The organism is Commensalibacter sp. Nvir (assembly GCF_963921845.1).
GTDB lineage: Bacteria > Pseudomonadota > Alphaproteobacteria > Acetobacterales > Acetobacteraceae > Commensalibacter.
The window spans coordinates 1-15,931 of record NZ_CAWUGZ010000072.1 but is presented as its reverse complement, the minus strand read 5'-3'; the positions used below and the strand labels follow the sequence as shown (position 1 = coordinate 15,931).

Sequence of the window (15,931 nt, the reverse complement as noted above, 5' to 3'; positions counted from 1 at the left end):
AAAATTATCAAATTTTAATGATCTCTTCCTATAGCTAAGAATTTTTCTCTTCGTTTTACCAAAAGCATTTGCTGAGGAATTCCCGCCAAATTTTCAAGAGATTCCAAAATAGCGTTGTCAACGGATTTTATAGCTATTTCAGGATTTCGTTGACTGCCTCCTAAAGGTTCCGGAATAATCTGATCAATAATTTTTAAACGAAGCAAATCTTGCGCAGTTAGACACAACGCCCCAGCAGCCTGAGCAGCTTGGGAGGCATCTCTCCATAAAATTGAAGAACAAGCTTCAGGGGATATAACTGAATAAATGGAATGCTCGAGCATTAACACCTTGTCGGCAGTGGCCAAGGCGACTGCACCGCCGGATCCCCCCTCACCGATTATAATTGATACAATAGGCACCGTGGCTTTTAAACAGGCTTCTATCGTTCTGGCAATCGCTTCAGCTTGTCCCCTTTGTTCTGCATCAATACCTGGCCAAGCGCCTGGCGTATCTACAAACGTTATAACAGGAAGTTCAAACTGACTGGCCAGCCGTATAAGACGCTGTGCCTTGCGATATCCTTCGGGTTTAGCCATACCAAAATTATGGGCTAACCGCGATTCCGTATCGGAACCCCGTTCAATTCCAATAACAATCACCGTCTTGCCATGAAACCTGCCCAATCCACCCACAATCGAGGTATCCTCGCCGAATAAGCGATCGCCTGCAAGGGATGTAAAATTTTCAATCAACGTCGATATATAATCCATTGTATGAGGGCGCTGAGCATGGCGTGCAACTTGCACCTTTTGCCAAGGTGTTAACTTTAAATATAAAGCTTTAAGTTGTTTTTCCGCTTTGTCGCTTAACTGTTTAATTTCATCTAAAACATTCGGGTTTTGTGTATGGTCGACTTGCTTCAACTCTAAAATTTTTGTTTCAACTTCAGCAACGGATTTTTCGAAATCTAAAAATTGGCGCATAATGTATTGGGAGATACCATAATTATGAAAAAATCAACAGATAATAATAAGATAATCCAATTTTATTTTATTTAATATTGTTTTTAAGAATACTATTCTTTGGCTAGTGGATGGTAGAGTTTAACCGTTTTTATTAATTGTTCGGTTTGAATATGTGTATAAATCTGTGTGGTAGAAATATCAGCATGACCAAGCATCATTTGCAACGCTCTTAAATCAGCTCCGCGGGCTAACAAATGACTGGCAAAAGAATGCCTTAATATATGTGGAGATAATTTTTTCGTATGAATGCCTGCTAAATTCCCCACTTGAAATAAAATTTTATCAAACCCCTGTCGGGTCAGTGGTTTCAAAGGGTTTCGACCCACAAACAAGAAAGGGCTTTGCAGCGGCTGATCATAGTTTTTTAAAGCCATAGCCGAATCGACAGCCTTTTGCGATACAGGTACGATTCTTTCTTTACCTCCTTTACCATAAACCCGCAAAATTTGGGTATTTTGAAGAACACTTTTACGAGGTAACGTTAATAACTCTGATATACGCAGGCCAGAGCTATATAAAATTTCAAGAGCCGCCTTTGCCACTAAAGCTCTATGTTCATTTTCGATTAAGCAACAAGAATTTAATAAGTCTTCGACTTCCGTCTCTGTCAAATATTTGGGCAACGTTGTAGGTAAATGTGGCGTTTGTAATAGATGAGAAGGATCGTCTTTTCTTACGTCTTCTTTGACCAAAAACAAATAGAATTGTTTGTAACAAGACAACCGCCTAGACGCTGTTCTCGCGGATTTTTTGTCTTTGCCTAACGCTTGAAAATACGATTCTAAATCCTCGCGATTGCTTACAATCAAATCCTTGGAACGTTGGCGTAAAACTCTGTCTAGATCCTCCAGATCTGCACGATAAGCTAATAAAGTATTTTTGGCTGCACCCCGTTCGGCTACAAGCATTTCAAGAAATGAATCGACATATCTGTTAAAAGATTTATCTACCATATCCCCTCAAAAATCATTAACGACGTGATGGTTGTGCTGCATTGCCAGGCACTCCTCCAGGAGGAGGAAGAGGCAACCCGCTAATAGGTGTATGAACCGATTGTGAGGCAGGCACATTAGGAGAGGGTATAATTATAGGTATAGAAGAGTTATCCGTTGATCTATTTGTAGACGTTGGCATTCCTTTTGCAGCAGAGTGCTCCCCTGAAGACGTTATCGGATTTACTTGGGTCGTAGGGGTTGTGTTGGTTGGTACATTTATAGAAGGCACATCAGGTAATGTCGGTGTCGTAGAAGTAGGTGTAGAAACAGGAATAACTTTATGCACTTCCTGAATAGGCATTTCGGGACTTTTAATTCCAAATATGAAAACAACTACAATGAATAAAATAACAATTAAACTCACCACTACAAAAATAATACGACGCATCGTTTTTCCTTAATCGTTGAAGCACTGTTTTACTTTTAACGCTTTATAGTTTATTGCATACTATAACAGAATGCTCGCGTTGATACATCTGTTTGTTCCTTTCTAATTGATTTTGATTTTCAAAAACTAGCCACATCTAAAAATCTTTAAATATTCTGAGTTCTTAATGCCTGACAATCAAAACGCTGTTCAATTACGCCCCATTTCACTGGTTGGTTTGATGGGAGCAGGGAAAACTACACTTGGAAAAAAACTAGCCAATCATTTCAATATACCTTTTGTCGATTCGGATATTGAAATAGAAAAAACAGCTGGGTGCAGTATTGCCGATATATTTGAACTGTATGGTGAAAAAGAATTTCGTAGACTTGAATATCAGGTTATACGCCGCTTGCTTATGGATCAACCTATTGTGCTGGCTACTGGTGGCGGTGCTTTTATACATACTAAAACACGAAACCTTTTAAAGGAAAAAACACGGACAATTTGGCTTCATTGCGAATTAGATATTATTCTACAACGGATTGCACACCATACCCATAGGCCTTTACTTAATTCTGGAGACAAAAAAGATATCTTGTCATCCCTAATGAGCGAACGCTACCCCATCTATGCTGAAGCAGAACTTACCATCCCTTGTCAACAGAGCAAAATCGAACTTACTTTAGATAAAATTATTTTTACTTTGGAAAATTCCGACAAAATGTACACTTTGCCTGTTGATTTACCCGGTTCACCCTATAATATCCATATCGGGACACATATTCTTGAACAAGCGGGCTCTCTACTTTACCCGCTTCTATCTGTAAAAAAAGTTTATATTCTTGTTGACGAAACGGTGGCGGCTTATCATCTGGACACCTTGACTACAAGTCTCAGGGCTACTCAAATATCCACCGAAATTTTCGTTATTCCTTCTGGAGAATCGACAAAATCTCTCAAACATTATGAAGACCTTACCCATAAACTATTAGAAAAAAAAATTGAACGGCAAACCCCTATTATTGCTTTTGGTGGGGGGGTAACCGGTGATCTGGGCGGCTTCATTGCGTCAACGATTTTGCGCGGTGTGCCCTTCATACAAATGCCGACAACGCTTTTATCTCAAGTCGATTCATCCGTAGGCGGCAAAACAGGAATTAATACCGCTTTTGGTAAAAATCTTCTCGGAACATTTTATCAACCGCTTATTGTTATAAGCGATACGCATTTACTGCGTACTTTACCAAAAAGAGAATTAAAAGCTGGATATGCTGAAATCGTTAAAGCGGGATTAATCAACGACCCGCTTTTGTTTAAATGGTGCGAGACTTATGGAAGTAGTTTATTAGAATACGACCCTAATTTGCTATCCCAGGCCGTACAAAAAGCCTGCTCATTCAAAACCGACATTGTTTTACAAGACCAGTTTGAACGCAATGCAAAGGGGAGGAATTTACTCAATCTCGGTCACAGCTTAGGTCATATTATAGAGGCAGAATTAGGATACAATGGATGTATACTGCATGGGGAAGCGGTAGCGCTCGGCTGTTGTCTTATTTTTAAACTTTGTACTCAAATGAACTGCTGCCCGCCAGAAGACACGGAACGCGTTGTTAACCATTTTCGCTCAGTTGGATTGCCGGTCAGTTTGCAGGATTTAAAAACCCCTCTTCATGCCTCTAAACTCATGTCGCATCTTCTTCATGATAAAAAAATTAAAAATGGCAAAGTTTCATTCGTTTTAGTAAACGGAATAGGAAAAACTTTTATTTCGCAAGAGGTTAAAGAAAAAGAATTGTTGCTCTTATTAAGAGAAAATGGAGCACAGTAGGGAGTTTTTGTTGCATATTAAACACATCAATCCCCTTCTATCCAGTTAAAAAAAAAACATGCATCGCCTTTTTATTGATTTTTACCAAAAATTGGCTTAACTCTTCTCAATGGAAAAGAGAATAATCCATTGTGTCATTTATAATACATATAATTCGTAATTGTGACATGTTGTATTATTTAATCTCCTTTTTTTATAGCAATTATAGATTTGATTGATATTATCTATTTGTAGAGTTCATTTTTAACTTGAAGAGCTTCCGCCACGATTGGCGGTCTATCGCTCAAACGTAGTAAAAAGGAAAAGTCAAGATGCGTATTCGTACTGCATTACTTGCAACGACTTTTGCAGTGGCCACACCCGCAGCAGCGATGGCTAGCACAATTACTGGCCCTTATGTCAGCTTAGGTGGTGGTTATAATTTAGTCCAAACTCAACATGCAACCTTCGCTCCTAGCACACGTGCCAACGGTCTGAGCAGTGATGCTGGAAGTAGATCTAGATACCGTCATGGTACTGGGTTTACGACCCTTGGATCATTCGGTTGGGGTATGGGCAATGGACTGCGTGTTGAAGTAGAAGGGGTCTACAACTACTCAAACATCAATGGACGTGGAGGAACGGAAGCTCCTGCCTATAGAACCAAAGGCCATGACGAAGGATATGGTGGATTAGTAAACGTTCTGTACGATATTGATCTTCGCCAATTTGGTATTGATGTACCTGTAACGCCATTTGTAGGTGTCGGTGCAGGTTATCTTTGGCAACATACCTCCCCACTTCAAACCAACTATCTTAACGGGAACGTTAACCGTGTTGGTGGAACAAATGGTGGGTTTGCCTACCAAGGTATTGTCGGTGCAGCGTATGATATTCTAGGTGTACCTGGTCTAGCCCTAACCACTGAATACCGCATGATGGGTCAACTTGATCAAGAAGCATACAATTCTACAACGTGGACAAAAGGTGGCGGCCTCCACAAAGGAAATGTGAAGTTTGATCATCGCTTTAACCACCAGTTTATTCTTGGTTTGCGTTATGCATTTGACACCGCTCCACCAGCACCTCCACCAGCACCTCCAGTGGTTGCACCTCCAGCACCTGCAGTGGCTCGTACATACTTGGTCTTCTTTGATTTTGACAAATCTGTATTAACCCCACGTGCTCGTGAAATCGTACGTGAAGCAGCACAAGCTTCTACCCGTGTTCAAACCACACGTATCGAAGTTAACGGTTACACCGACACTTCTGCAGCGCATCCTGGTCCACGCGGACAACGTTATAACATGGGTCTATCCATAAGACGTGCAAAAAGCGTAAAAGCTGAATTAATTCGCGATGGCGTTCCAGTTAGTGCAATTGACATCCATGGTTATGGTGAATCTCACCCATTAGTACCAACTGGGCCTAATGTTCGTGAACCACAAAACCGTCGTGTTGAAATTATTCTTAAATAAAACAATTACTTAAGCTAATAATTTTACTAAGGAGATATCGTTAAGGTATCTCCTTTTTTATTTTTACTGGGCTGTTTCACTGGCAATGGTTCATTTGAATTACCATGAAAAAAACGTTGGCATTCTTGATCAGTCTAAAGCAAACAAACATTAAGCAATTTTTAAAGTTTGGGACTGTTGGCCTTACGGGTTTATTCGTTGATACGGCAACCGTGTACAATGCCAGACACTATATTGGATTAACCTGCGCCACGATCTTGGCATATTTTGTAGCCGCAACTTTTAATTGGTTTTTAAATCGACTATGGACATTTAGAAACTCAACGAACCAAACTTATTTTATTATTCAATGGCTTCGCTTTCTGGCGACAAATAGCTTAGGGTTTGCCCTGAATCGTGGCACTGTTTTTAGTCTTTTTTTTGCGAGTTCCTATTTAAAACAACATCCTTTTTTTGCCTTATTTGCCGGAGCTGTTGCAGGTATGTGTGCCAATTTTAATTTAGCCCTCCGTTTGGTATATCAAAACCATCCCCATAAAAATGGAGATTGATTTACAACAATACTGAACGTCCGACATCCCAAAAGGAAATTTCGAGTTTAACCACCATTCGAAACTGCGATAAAAGCAAAGGATACCTGGCTTCAGCACCATATTTCTGAGCCAATTTTTCTAAATAGTTAAGGCCATCTTTAACAAAACGGCTGTACTCATCACTTGCATAAAGGTCAATCCATGATTGATACGGATTTTCTTGTTTTGCACTGTTATTCTCAGCAAGTCTAAATCCAATTTCACCATAACCAACGAGACAAGGCATCAACAAAACGATTAAATCAAGCAAATCGCCTTGCATAGCCTTATTTAATAGATATTGGCCATAAGCAATCAATGGCAACGACTTCGAAGAAGCATCCATAGCATTGAGCTCAATACCCCACTTCTTGCAATAAGACACATGAAGAGGCAACTCGACTTTCAATAACCCATGAATAAGTGTTACAAAATAATTCATATCTTCAAAATTATCGCTTTTATAAATCGCAAGCGCTTCGACGCGACAGTACTCAAGAAGATAAAAATAATCTTGCACTAAAAAAACTTTAAACTCCTTTGGATCAAGGGATCCACAAGCCAATTCATGAACAAAACGATGGTTGATAAATTGTTGCCATTCTGTTTTACAATCTGAGCGAAATCGTCCAATCAAACCTTGGTCCAATGACGCCAATGTATTTTTTGATTCCCTTGACATAAATTCTTGACTTTCTTGATAAAAGTTTAAATACAAATACTTGTAAAACAACTTTGAAATGGTGATTTATTCCTATAAGTGTTAATAACACTATTTTATTGAGCGCGTCTTGCAGAATGTTCTTTAATAATTGATTAGGATTGACTTTTATATCATGCCCAGTACAAACGAAATTCGGTCTACTTTTCTTAATTATTTTGCTAAGCACGACCATCAAATCGTACCCTCCTCTTCTCTCGTTCCACAAAATGACCCCACCTTATTATTTACCAACGCTGGAATGGTTCAGTTTAAAAATGTATTTACGGGGCAAGAGCATAGATCCTATTCAAAAGCAACAACTGCCCAAAAAGTTGTGCGCGCGGGGGGTAAACATAATGATCTTGATAACGTAGGGTATACCGCACGACACCACACTTTTTTTGAAATGATGGGCAATTTTTCTTTTGGGGATTATTTCAAAGAAAAAGCCATTGAGTTTGCCTGGAATTTGATTACACAGGATTTTGCACTTCCAAAAGAAAAATTACTCGTCACGGTATATGGCGATGACGAAGAAGCCGCAACGTTATGGAAAAAAATAGCAGGATTCTCTGACCGCAGTATTATTAAAATTAATAGCTCTGATAATTTTTGGCGTATGGGTGACGTAGGTCCTTGTGGCCCCTGCTCTGAAATATTTTATGATCATGGTCAAGATGTTTTTGGTGGACCTCCTGGCTCTAAAGACGAAGACGGAGACCGTTTTGTCGAAATTTGGAACCTGGTTTTCATGCAATTTTTTGAAGACTCTACTGGAACACGTAATCCTTTACCAAAACCTTCTATTGATACCGGGATGGGCTTAGAACGGATAGCCGCTATTTTACAAGGGAAAAGAGATAATTTTGATATTGATACTTTTCAATCTCTTATCCATGCCTCGGCTGAAGTGACGCATACCGATGCATACGGCAAACATAAAGTCAGCCATCGCGTTGTAGCAGATCACCTTCGATCGGCTTCTTTCTTAATCGCTGATGGCATTCTTCCCTCAAAAGACGGCCGTGGCTATGTCCTTAGACGAATTATGCGTAGGGCAATGCGGCACCTCCATATGATGGGTACTAAAGAGCCTACTTTCTATAAACTCCTGCCTGCATTGATCCAAGAAATGGGTCAAGCCTATCCTGAACTTGTTCAAGCAGAAGCCCTTATTTCAGAAACGCTAAAAAGTGAAGAAGAACGCTTTAAAACTATGCTGGACAGAGGATTAAGCATACTTGGAGAAGAAACCAGCCTACTACCTCAACACGGCAAACTTTCCGGTGACATCGCTTTCAAACTTTATGATACTTATGGTTTTCCTCTTGATTTGACGGCGGATGCGTTAAGAGAAAAAGGACTCTCAGTTGATCAAGTGGGGTTTGATAAGGCTATGGCTGAACAACGTGCTCGAGCCAGAACATCTTGGGTAGGTTCAGGCGATAGCGCCACGGAAGCCATCTGGTTTGAATATAAAGATCAATTTGGCACCAGTGAATTTTTAGGGCATAAAAGTGAACGTACAGATGCAAAAGTTTTAGCAATACTTATTGATAATAAAATAGTACACGAAGCAAAAACTGGAACACCTGTAGCCCTTATACTAAACCAAACTCCTTTTTACGGAGAAAGTGGCGGACAGGTTGGAGATAAAGGGGTTATTAGAAATCAAGAAGTACTAGTCACCATACAGAACACCCAAAAAAAATTAGGAGATCTTATTGTCCATTATGGCATTGTAGAAAAAGGAACGATCCGAACGGGCCAATCGGTTACGTGTGAGATTAACCATGACTATAGACATGCCATAAAAACCCATCACTCTGCGACGCATCTGTTGCATCAAGCCTTGAGAAACCAACTAGGTGATCACGTTACGCAAAAAGGTAGTCTTAACTCTGCCGAACGCTTACGGTTCGATTTTAGCCATACTAAACCTTTGACGAAGGAAGAACTCCTTTCAGTTGAAAAAGAAGTGAACCGCCAAATTCGAGAAAATTTACCCATTTCTACCCGCATCATGAGCCCCGAAGAGGCTGTAAAAATGAATGCAATGGCTCTTTTTGGTGAAAAGTATGGCGAAGAAGTAAGGGTGGTTTCAATGGGAAAAGATGAAAATACCATTCAACCCCGTGCTTGGTCCATTGAACTTTGTGGTGGAACCCATGCGCAACGCACGGGGGATATTGGACTTTTTCACATTATTTCTGAAACAGGCGTAGCAGCAGGCATACGTCGTATTGAAGCAGTGAGTGGCCTTGCGACAGAACAGCTTCTTAAGGAAAATGAATCCAACCTTGCTCAAATTACTTCTGCCTTGAATACATCGCCAGCACAATTGATGGAAAGAGTTAACCAAGTTCTTGAAGAAAGAAAAACATTAAAACAAGAAATTTCTAAACTACAGCATCAGCTTGCTATGGGAAATGAAGTAAACGCTGACGTTGAAAAAATTGGTGCTATCGAAATTATAACACGCAATCTAGGTGAAATTCCGCCTAAAGATCTTAAATCTATAGCGGAAGAATTAGTCAAAAAACTGAAATATGGCGTCGTCGTCGTTTTTTCTTCATTTGGAGGAAAAGCTTCATTTGTTGTTGCAACGACCGCTAATATAAATCAAAATATTAATGCTATTGATCTCGTTAAAATTGCCAGCGAGGCTGTCGGTGGCAAAGGCGGCGGCGGCAGAACCGATATGGCGCAAGCAGGTGGACCGAATCCCCAAAACTATCAAGCTGCATTTGACGCTATAAAAAATAAATTAAATTCACTTTCTAGTACACTATAAAGCTATGAACCTTTTTCAAGAAAGTTTTTTTAATTATTGCATTCTGTTAATTAGCTTATACACTTAAACCTACAATTTTTACGATTAATAGCTAAGTTTATAAAGCAGGATAAATACAATGTCAGACAGCAATCCTCAGCAAGTACTCTTAGATATTCTCCATGGCGTCGAAAAATTCAACAAAGTTATTTTTCCTAAACAGAAAGAACTTTTTGGTAAGCTTGCTGAGGGTCAATCCCCCAAAGCATTATTTATCACCTGTGCAGACAGTCGTATCAGTCCCGAACTATTAACGGACCAACCCCCCGGTAATCTTTTTGTCCTGCGTAATATTGGAAACATTATCCCTGCTTATGGAAGCTTACTAGGAGGGGTGACTTCAGCAATAGAATACGCGGTATACGCTATTAAAGTCTCTACTATCATTGTTTGTGGACATTCCAATTGTGGCGCTATGGATGGGCTGATGCATCCTAAAAAATTGGAATTCATGCCAGCTGTTAAAAATTGGTTACAATATGCCGAAACGGCCTATGCAATCACCAAAGCGCGAATTGGGACCGATTTAGGACCATCGCACGTTCGAAATTTGACCGAAGCAAACGTATTGTTACAACTTAATCACCTTCGCACGTATCCTGCTGTCGCAGCCGCACTTGCACGTAGGCAAATGGCTTTACAAGGATGGTACTATGATATCCCAAACGGTACTGTACGTGTCCTCGACGAAAATACTCAAAAAGATATGAGTATTGAACAAGCCATTAAACGATTAAATAAATATGTTAAAGAAATCGACGAACCCAATTTTTAACTTAGTTAAACCGTTATTTTTGTGTAAGATTCTATTATTATTTTTCATTTATCCTGTTTATGGAAAGCCATTAAAACTAGCAACTTGGAATATTGAATGGCTTCTTTCCCCACAAGATGCCCTCACTTATTCTCACCCCAGGAATATACGCTTAAGAAATGATAAAGATTTTAATGAACTGCGTTTTTTCATCTCCAAACTCAATGCAGACGTCATTGCTTTACAGGAAATTGGTTCCATACAAACCCTATTTCCCAAAGATCAATATCAATTTTTAATAACCACAGATTCTACAGCGCAACACTCTGCTTTAGCCATAAGAAAAGGAATTTTTCATTCCTTCACGCAATGGAAGGATTTTACTGCACTCAGTTACGTAGGCGTTCATCATAAGGTACGAAGTGCTTTAGATGTAACGCTTTATACCCAAAAAAGTAGTTTGAGACTGTTGGTGCTGCATCTCAAATCTGGGTGTTCACAAAATAATTTAAACACCAAAAAAGACGCGTGTGAGATTCTTGAAAAACAATCTCATTTCTTAGCACAATGGATAAGAGAACGATTTGAAGAAAAACAACCCTTTCTTCTACTCGGAGATTTTAATAGAGTTCTTTCCCAGGACGATAGATTTTTTAAAAACTTGAGCGATTTTCCTATTTTCCTACCTACTGCAAAACAAGCTACCCCTTGTTGGGGAGGAAACTATTTCATTGATGGCTTTCTTCTTCCCATGGAGGTTAAGCGCTGGTTTATTGATAATTCTTTGAAAGTTCTTACGTTTAACAACAAAAATAAGAACGATCAAATCAAATTATCCGATCATTGTCCGGTATCCATTAGTTTAGATATCCCTTAAAAGACAAAGCTTTATTAAAAACTATCATCTCCCCAACCGCTGTCGTCGCCACCGCCCCAATCACCGCCATCGCCAGCATCACTGTCTCCCCATCCTGCGTCGGTACCGGAATCTCCGCCAGAATCTCCCCATCCTGCGTCTGAACCTGTATCGTCCCAACCAGAATCGTATGAACTGTCACTGCCTGCCCCGGCATCAAATCCTGGATCAACAGCCGTTCCTTCTCCCGCAAAGGGATCAGAACCCGCAAATGAATCGGCTGCTCCAGTCGCAGCATTTGCATCCGACATAAAAGAAGAGGTGCTTGCGTGACCACTAAATAAATTATTAAGCGCATTATAAGCGAACATGCCCCCAGCCACACCTGCAGCGGTGCTTAGTGCACTGCCCAAAAACCCATTTCCCCCTCGATTAAACATATTTTGCTGATATCCAGGAGGATAAGTAGGATTAGAGGCTCCAGAAGGGGGGTTCATTCTAGGATTGTTATTGGCATAGGGGTTTTGTTGAGTAGACGTAGGTGAAGCATTCCCCCCCCATCCTGGTGGCATTTGGGATGATTGTGCAGGTCTAGTTTGTTGTTTGTTGCCTCCAAATAAACCCGCCAAAAATCCACCCGAAGGGCGTTGCTGACTTGTTTTTTGCATATCTTGAAGTTGTTGATTTGCTTGTTGTAGCTGCCATTCCAATTGTCGAATGTGGTTTTGAGCTTCGATCAAAGCAGCTTCTTGAACTACAGCCATTTGTGTTATCCGGTAAGCGGCTTCCGGATTTTTTTGTAAATTTTCCGTAATTAATTGATTGGCTTCGACATCAATAGGAGGTAAAGCATTGACCGCGGGAACGGAACCGGCTTGGGCAGAGGTTTTTCCCGCCACTCTATCAAAAAAATTATTTATAAGTTCTCGTTCTTCCTTATTCATTTTTTTCTACCTTGTAAAAGATATGTCGGTTTAATCATTATGAAGTTTTTATTACAAATTTAACATGTTTTTTTTCACTTTTTTCAAGTTATTTTCTATATATAAGTGTTGCTTTTCGTTTAAGCAGTATAAAGAATAGTGTGCTTGGTTATAAAGTTAATTTGGTTCTTTCGTTTTTCTTGGAATGATACGCCCTATGTCCTTAACAACGCCTTTTCCCTCAGCTCATCGCCCCTTATCTTTCCAAAACCTTATCCTAAAACTTCACGAATTTTGGGATTCAAAAGGATGTGCCATTCTTCAACCTTACGATCTTGAAATCGGAGCAGGAACGCTTTCTCCCCACACAACCCTTCGTGCACTGGGAAACAAACCTTGGAAAGCCGCTTATGTGCAACCCTGTCGTAGGCCCACTGATGGACGCTATGGTGAAAATCCTAATCGACTGCAGCATTACTATCAATATCAAGTGTTGTTAAAACCTTCCCCTTTGAAAAGTCAGGATCTACTTCTAGAAAGTTACAGAGCCATAGGAATTGATCCTAACAAACACGATATTCGTTTTGTTGAAGACGATTGGGAAAATCCAACGATAGGGGCCTGGGGACTAGGTTGGGAAGTGTGGTGTGATGGAATGGAAGTTACACAATTTACGTATTTTCAACAGGTAGGTGGCATTGCAACGTCTGTGCCTTCGACAGAATTAACTTATGGTTTAGAGCGCTTAGCCATGTATATACAAGGCGTAGAAAACGTTTACGATTTAAAATTTAACAGTCAAGGGTTAACCTATGGCGATGTTTTTCTTAGAGCAGAACAAGATTACTCAAAATATAATTTTGAATGTGCAAACACTGAAATTCTATTTAGCCATTTTAAAGACGCAGAAAAAGAATCCTTAGCGCTCGTTACTAAATCGCTTGCACAACCTGCATACGATCAATGCTTAAAAGCTAGCCATCTGTTCAATCTTCTTGATGCTAGAGGGGCCATCAGCGTCAACGAAAGGGCTTCGTATATCAATCGCATCCGTACATTAGCAAAACGATGCTGCGAAACTTGGCTGGCAGGAGAACAATAAAATGTCGGAACTATTTATTGAACTGTTCTCTGAAGAAATACCCGCACGTATGCAAAAGCAAGCAGGGGAAAATCTAAAAAAATTACTGTGCGAAACATTGGCTCAGCTCAACCCTTCGAACGGAAAAATTTATTTTACACCTAGACGCCTTGCCGTAAGTTTGCACGTTAATTCATTCATCCCCCCCTACACACTTCGAGAAAGAGGCCCTAGGCTTAATGCACCGGAAAAAGCATTAGAAGGATTTTTAAGAAAACATCAGGCTTCTGCTTCTGCACTGGAACGCGAACAAGGTTTTTGGATACTCAACAAAGCGTTGCCCGAAATCCCAGCCGCTGAGTTTATAGGACAGAATTTACCCCAACTTTTATGGAATTTTCCATGGCCGAAATCGCAGCGTTGGGGAAATGCCAGCCAGTTTTCTTGGGTGCGTCCCCTTCACCGTATTGTCTGTATTTTAGATAATCAGATCGTTCCTTTTTCATTAAAAACTGCTAATGATACTGCCCATGGCCTCGAAGCACATAACATTTCCGAAGGGCATCGATTTTTATCGCCCACCCCTTTTCAAGTAACAAGTGCCCAGCAATGGGAAAAACAACTTATCGAACAATATGTCATTGCCGATCCAACACAAAGACAAAACACGATTAAAGCCAATCTTGCCGCATTAATCCATAAAGCAAAACTAAAGCTTGTTGAGGATCAAGAGCTGCTTGATGAAGTCACCGGTTTGGTGGAATGGCCAATCGTTTTATTAGGACATATTGATTCTAAATTTATGGATTTGCCTGCAGAGGTCATGCAGGTGTCCATGCGTCTTAACCAAAAATATTTTGCTCTTCGACATTTAGATGGAACGCCAGCCAACCAATTTGCTTTTATAGCGAATATCATCCCTGAAAATGATGGGGAATTAATCATTAAGGGAAACGAACGCGTACTAAAGGCTCGTTTTTCCGATGCTGAATATTTTTGGAACCACGATCGAAAAATTAGCCTTGAAGCGCGTAATAAGCAACTTAGACACATGGTGTTTCATGCTCAATTAGGTACTCAAGCGGATAGAGTGCTTAGGTTAGAGAAAATTGCGGAATACCTCGCTAATTATCTAAATTATAATGTTTCTCTGGCAAAACGCGCCGCGTTTTTATGTAAAGCAGATTTAACTTCGGGTATGGTCGGTGAATTTCCTGAACTCCAGGGGATCATGGGGGGATATTATGCCCAACATGACCATGAATCCCCCGAAGTTTGTAGAGCAATAGCTGAACATTATAAACCCAGCGGATTAAATGATACGCTTCCAGAGGGCCCCATTTCAATTGTTACTGCCCTGTCCAATAAAATAGATCTATTAACAACGTTTTTTGCCATCGGTGAAAAACCAAAAGGCTCTGGTGATCCGTATGCATTGAGAAGAGCTGCGCTAGGCATTATTCGTATTATTCGAGAAAATGGTTTGAGACTTGATTTAAATAAGAGTTTTCAATTTGCAATTTCTTTACTTAATGAATCCTTACAAGCAACGATCACAGCAAACGACCTGACACAATTCATCTATGAACGCCTGTATGTACAATTAAGGAAAGAAGGCGCGCGCTATGACATTTTATCCGCGCTTTCTCCCTCCAAAAAATTATCAGACCTTGTTCTAATGCTCAACAAAGTTTTTTTGATTAATAATTTTATCAATAAAACCGAAGGGAAAGACTTACTTGCTACCGTTAAACGATCAAATAATATATTGCAAATTGAAAACAAAAAAGATGGGCCTCATATTGGTACCCCAGATCCATTACTCTTAATAGAAAATGCTGAAAAAAAGCTTTTTTCCTTATTGAAAGAAACAGAGGAAACCATCAAGCAGGCGTTACAAACAGAAGATTTCGACAAAGCAATGAATAGCCTCGCTCGTCTTAAACTCCCTTTGAATACCTTTTTTGACGAAACAATCATCAATGACAAGAATGTACAACTTAGGAAAAATCGCTTAAAATTACTTAACCAGATCCACGAAGTTTCTACCCTCATTGCAGACTTCAATCAAATTGAAAAATAAAAAATTATTCGTAATTGGATTAATTCTTTAATCTACAATTTGTGAAAAACTAATTTTAGTCTCCAATGAGATAAAATTAGAATCAAATAAAGCAAAAAATGCAATTCCTCTATGCGTTTTTTGCATACATCCCAATAAATAAAACAATAAAAAATGCGTGAACCATAAGTAGTTTTGCAGCGATTTTCTCAGGTAGGCATTTTTATTTTAAAAATAAGTTGTTACAGCGCAATTCTGAAATAACAGCTGTAAAGTATCGTGTAAGGCATTTAAATAATTTTTACCCAACAAATTTTTGCATAGACTATAAATGAAAATCTTACTCGAATTTCCTAGTCAATTTAGACAATTCTTGTTTTAATTACGAAGTTGAGTTTAAGATCCCGTGGAAAAACCTCGAACCAATCGAACCAATCGAACCAATCGAACCAATCGAACCAATCGAACCAATCGAACCAATCGAACC

The 15,931-nt window shown here is 39.7% G+C and carries 13 protein-coding genes; 8 read left to right on the top strand and 5 right to left on the bottom strand.

Features of this window, described 5'->3' with window-relative positions; translation table 11 throughout:
- Positions 1 to 14 precede the first annotated feature (14 nt).
- From AABE15_RS05060 to AABE15_RS05050, 3 genes are all read right to left on the bottom strand, one after another.
- Positions 15 to 965, bottom strand: a complete 951-nt coding sequence (locus tag AABE15_RS05060) for an acetyl-CoA carboxylase carboxyltransferase subunit alpha (RefSeq protein WP_338330197.1) — start codon at positions 963 to 965, stop codon at positions 15 to 17.
- Positions 966 to 1,057: 92 nt separating this feature from the next.
- On the bottom strand, positions 1,058 to 1,960 hold the full coding sequence (locus tag AABE15_RS05055; protein ID WP_338330196.1) for a tyrosine recombinase: 903 nt from the start codon (positions 1,958 to 1,960) through the stop codon (positions 1,058 to 1,060).
- A gap of 16 nt (positions 1,961 to 1,976) precedes the next feature.
- On the bottom strand, positions 1,977 to 2,390 hold the full coding sequence (locus AABE15_RS05050) for a hypothetical protein (protein ID WP_338330195.1): 414 nt from the start codon (positions 2,388 to 2,390) through the stop codon (positions 1,977 to 1,979).
- A gap of 166 nt (positions 2,391 to 2,556) precedes the next feature.
- Here AABE15_RS05050 and aroB point away from each other — a divergent pair, with 166 nt between their 5' ends.
- The 3 genes from aroB (at position 2,557) to AABE15_RS05035 (ending at position 6,211) form a co-directional block, all read left to right on the top strand.
- The gene (gene aroB, locus AABE15_RS05045; RefSeq protein WP_338330194.1) at positions 2,557 to 4,203 is read left to right on the top strand and encodes a 3-dehydroquinate synthase; all 1,647 of its coding nucleotides are present in this window, start codon (positions 2,557 to 2,559) and stop codon (positions 4,201 to 4,203) included.
- A 311-nt stretch (positions 4,204 to 4,514) separates the two neighbouring features.
- The gene (locus AABE15_RS05040; protein WP_338330193.1) at positions 4,515 to 5,660 is read left to right on the top strand and encodes an OmpA family protein; all 1,146 of its coding nucleotides are present in this window, start codon (positions 4,515 to 4,517) and stop codon (positions 5,658 to 5,660) included.
- A 104-nt stretch (positions 5,661 to 5,764) separates the two neighbouring features.
- The gene (locus tag AABE15_RS05035) at positions 5,765 to 6,211 is read left to right on the top strand and encodes a GtrA family protein (RefSeq protein WP_338330192.1); all 447 of its coding nucleotides are present in this window, start codon (positions 5,765 to 5,767) and stop codon (positions 6,209 to 6,211) included.
- A 1-nt stretch (position 6,212) separates the two neighbouring features.
- On the opposite strand, the gene tenA is transcribed toward AABE15_RS05035, so the two are convergent.
- Positions 6,213 to 6,890: a thiaminase II gene (gene tenA, locus AABE15_RS05030; RefSeq protein ID WP_338330191.1), complete on the bottom strand. Its 678-nt coding sequence runs from the start codon at positions 6,888 to 6,890 to the stop codon at positions 6,213 to 6,215.
- A 178-nt stretch (positions 6,891 to 7,068) separates the two neighbouring features.
- Here tenA and alaS point away from each other — a divergent pair, with 178 nt between their 5' ends.
- The 3 genes from alaS (at position 7,069) to AABE15_RS05015 (ending at position 11,399) form a co-directional block, all read left to right on the top strand.
- A complete protein-coding gene (gene alaS, locus AABE15_RS05025; protein WP_338330190.1) occupies positions 7,069 to 9,729 on the top strand; it encodes an alanine--tRNA ligase in 2,661 nt (886 codons plus the stop codon).
- A 118-nt stretch (positions 9,730 to 9,847) separates the two neighbouring features.
- Positions 9,848 to 10,543, top strand: a complete 696-nt coding sequence (locus tag AABE15_RS05020) for a carbonic anhydrase (RefSeq protein WP_338330189.1) — start codon at positions 9,848 to 9,850, stop codon at positions 10,541 to 10,543.
- Positions 10,512 to 11,399, top strand: a complete 888-nt coding sequence (locus AABE15_RS05015) for an endonuclease/exonuclease/phosphatase family protein (RefSeq protein ID WP_338330188.1) — start codon at positions 10,512 to 10,514, stop codon at positions 11,397 to 11,399. Before AABE15_RS05020 ends, AABE15_RS05015 begins: the two co-directional genes overlap by 32 nt.
- Before the next feature lie 14 nt (positions 11,400 to 11,413).
- Here AABE15_RS05015 and AABE15_RS05010 read toward each other — a convergent pair whose 3' ends face one another.
- The gene (locus AABE15_RS05010) at positions 11,414 to 12,322 is read right to left on the bottom strand and encodes a DUF2076 domain-containing protein (protein WP_338330187.1); all 909 of its coding nucleotides are present in this window, start codon (positions 12,320 to 12,322) and stop codon (positions 11,414 to 11,416) included.
- A gap of 196 nt (positions 12,323 to 12,518) precedes the next feature.
- Here AABE15_RS05010 and AABE15_RS05005 point away from each other — a divergent pair, with 196 nt between their 5' ends.
- On the top strand, positions 12,519 to 13,403 hold the full coding sequence (locus AABE15_RS05005; RefSeq protein ID WP_338330186.1) for a glycine--tRNA ligase subunit alpha: 885 nt from the start codon (positions 12,519 to 12,521) through the stop codon (positions 13,401 to 13,403).
- Position 13,404: 1 nt separating this feature from the next.
- The gene (gene glyS, locus AABE15_RS05000; RefSeq protein WP_338330185.1) at positions 13,405 to 15,465 is read left to right on the top strand and encodes a glycine--tRNA ligase subunit beta; all 2,061 of its coding nucleotides are present in this window, start codon (positions 13,405 to 13,407) and stop codon (positions 15,463 to 15,465) included.
- The last annotated feature ends 466 nt before the right edge of the window (positions 15,466 to 15,931 follow it).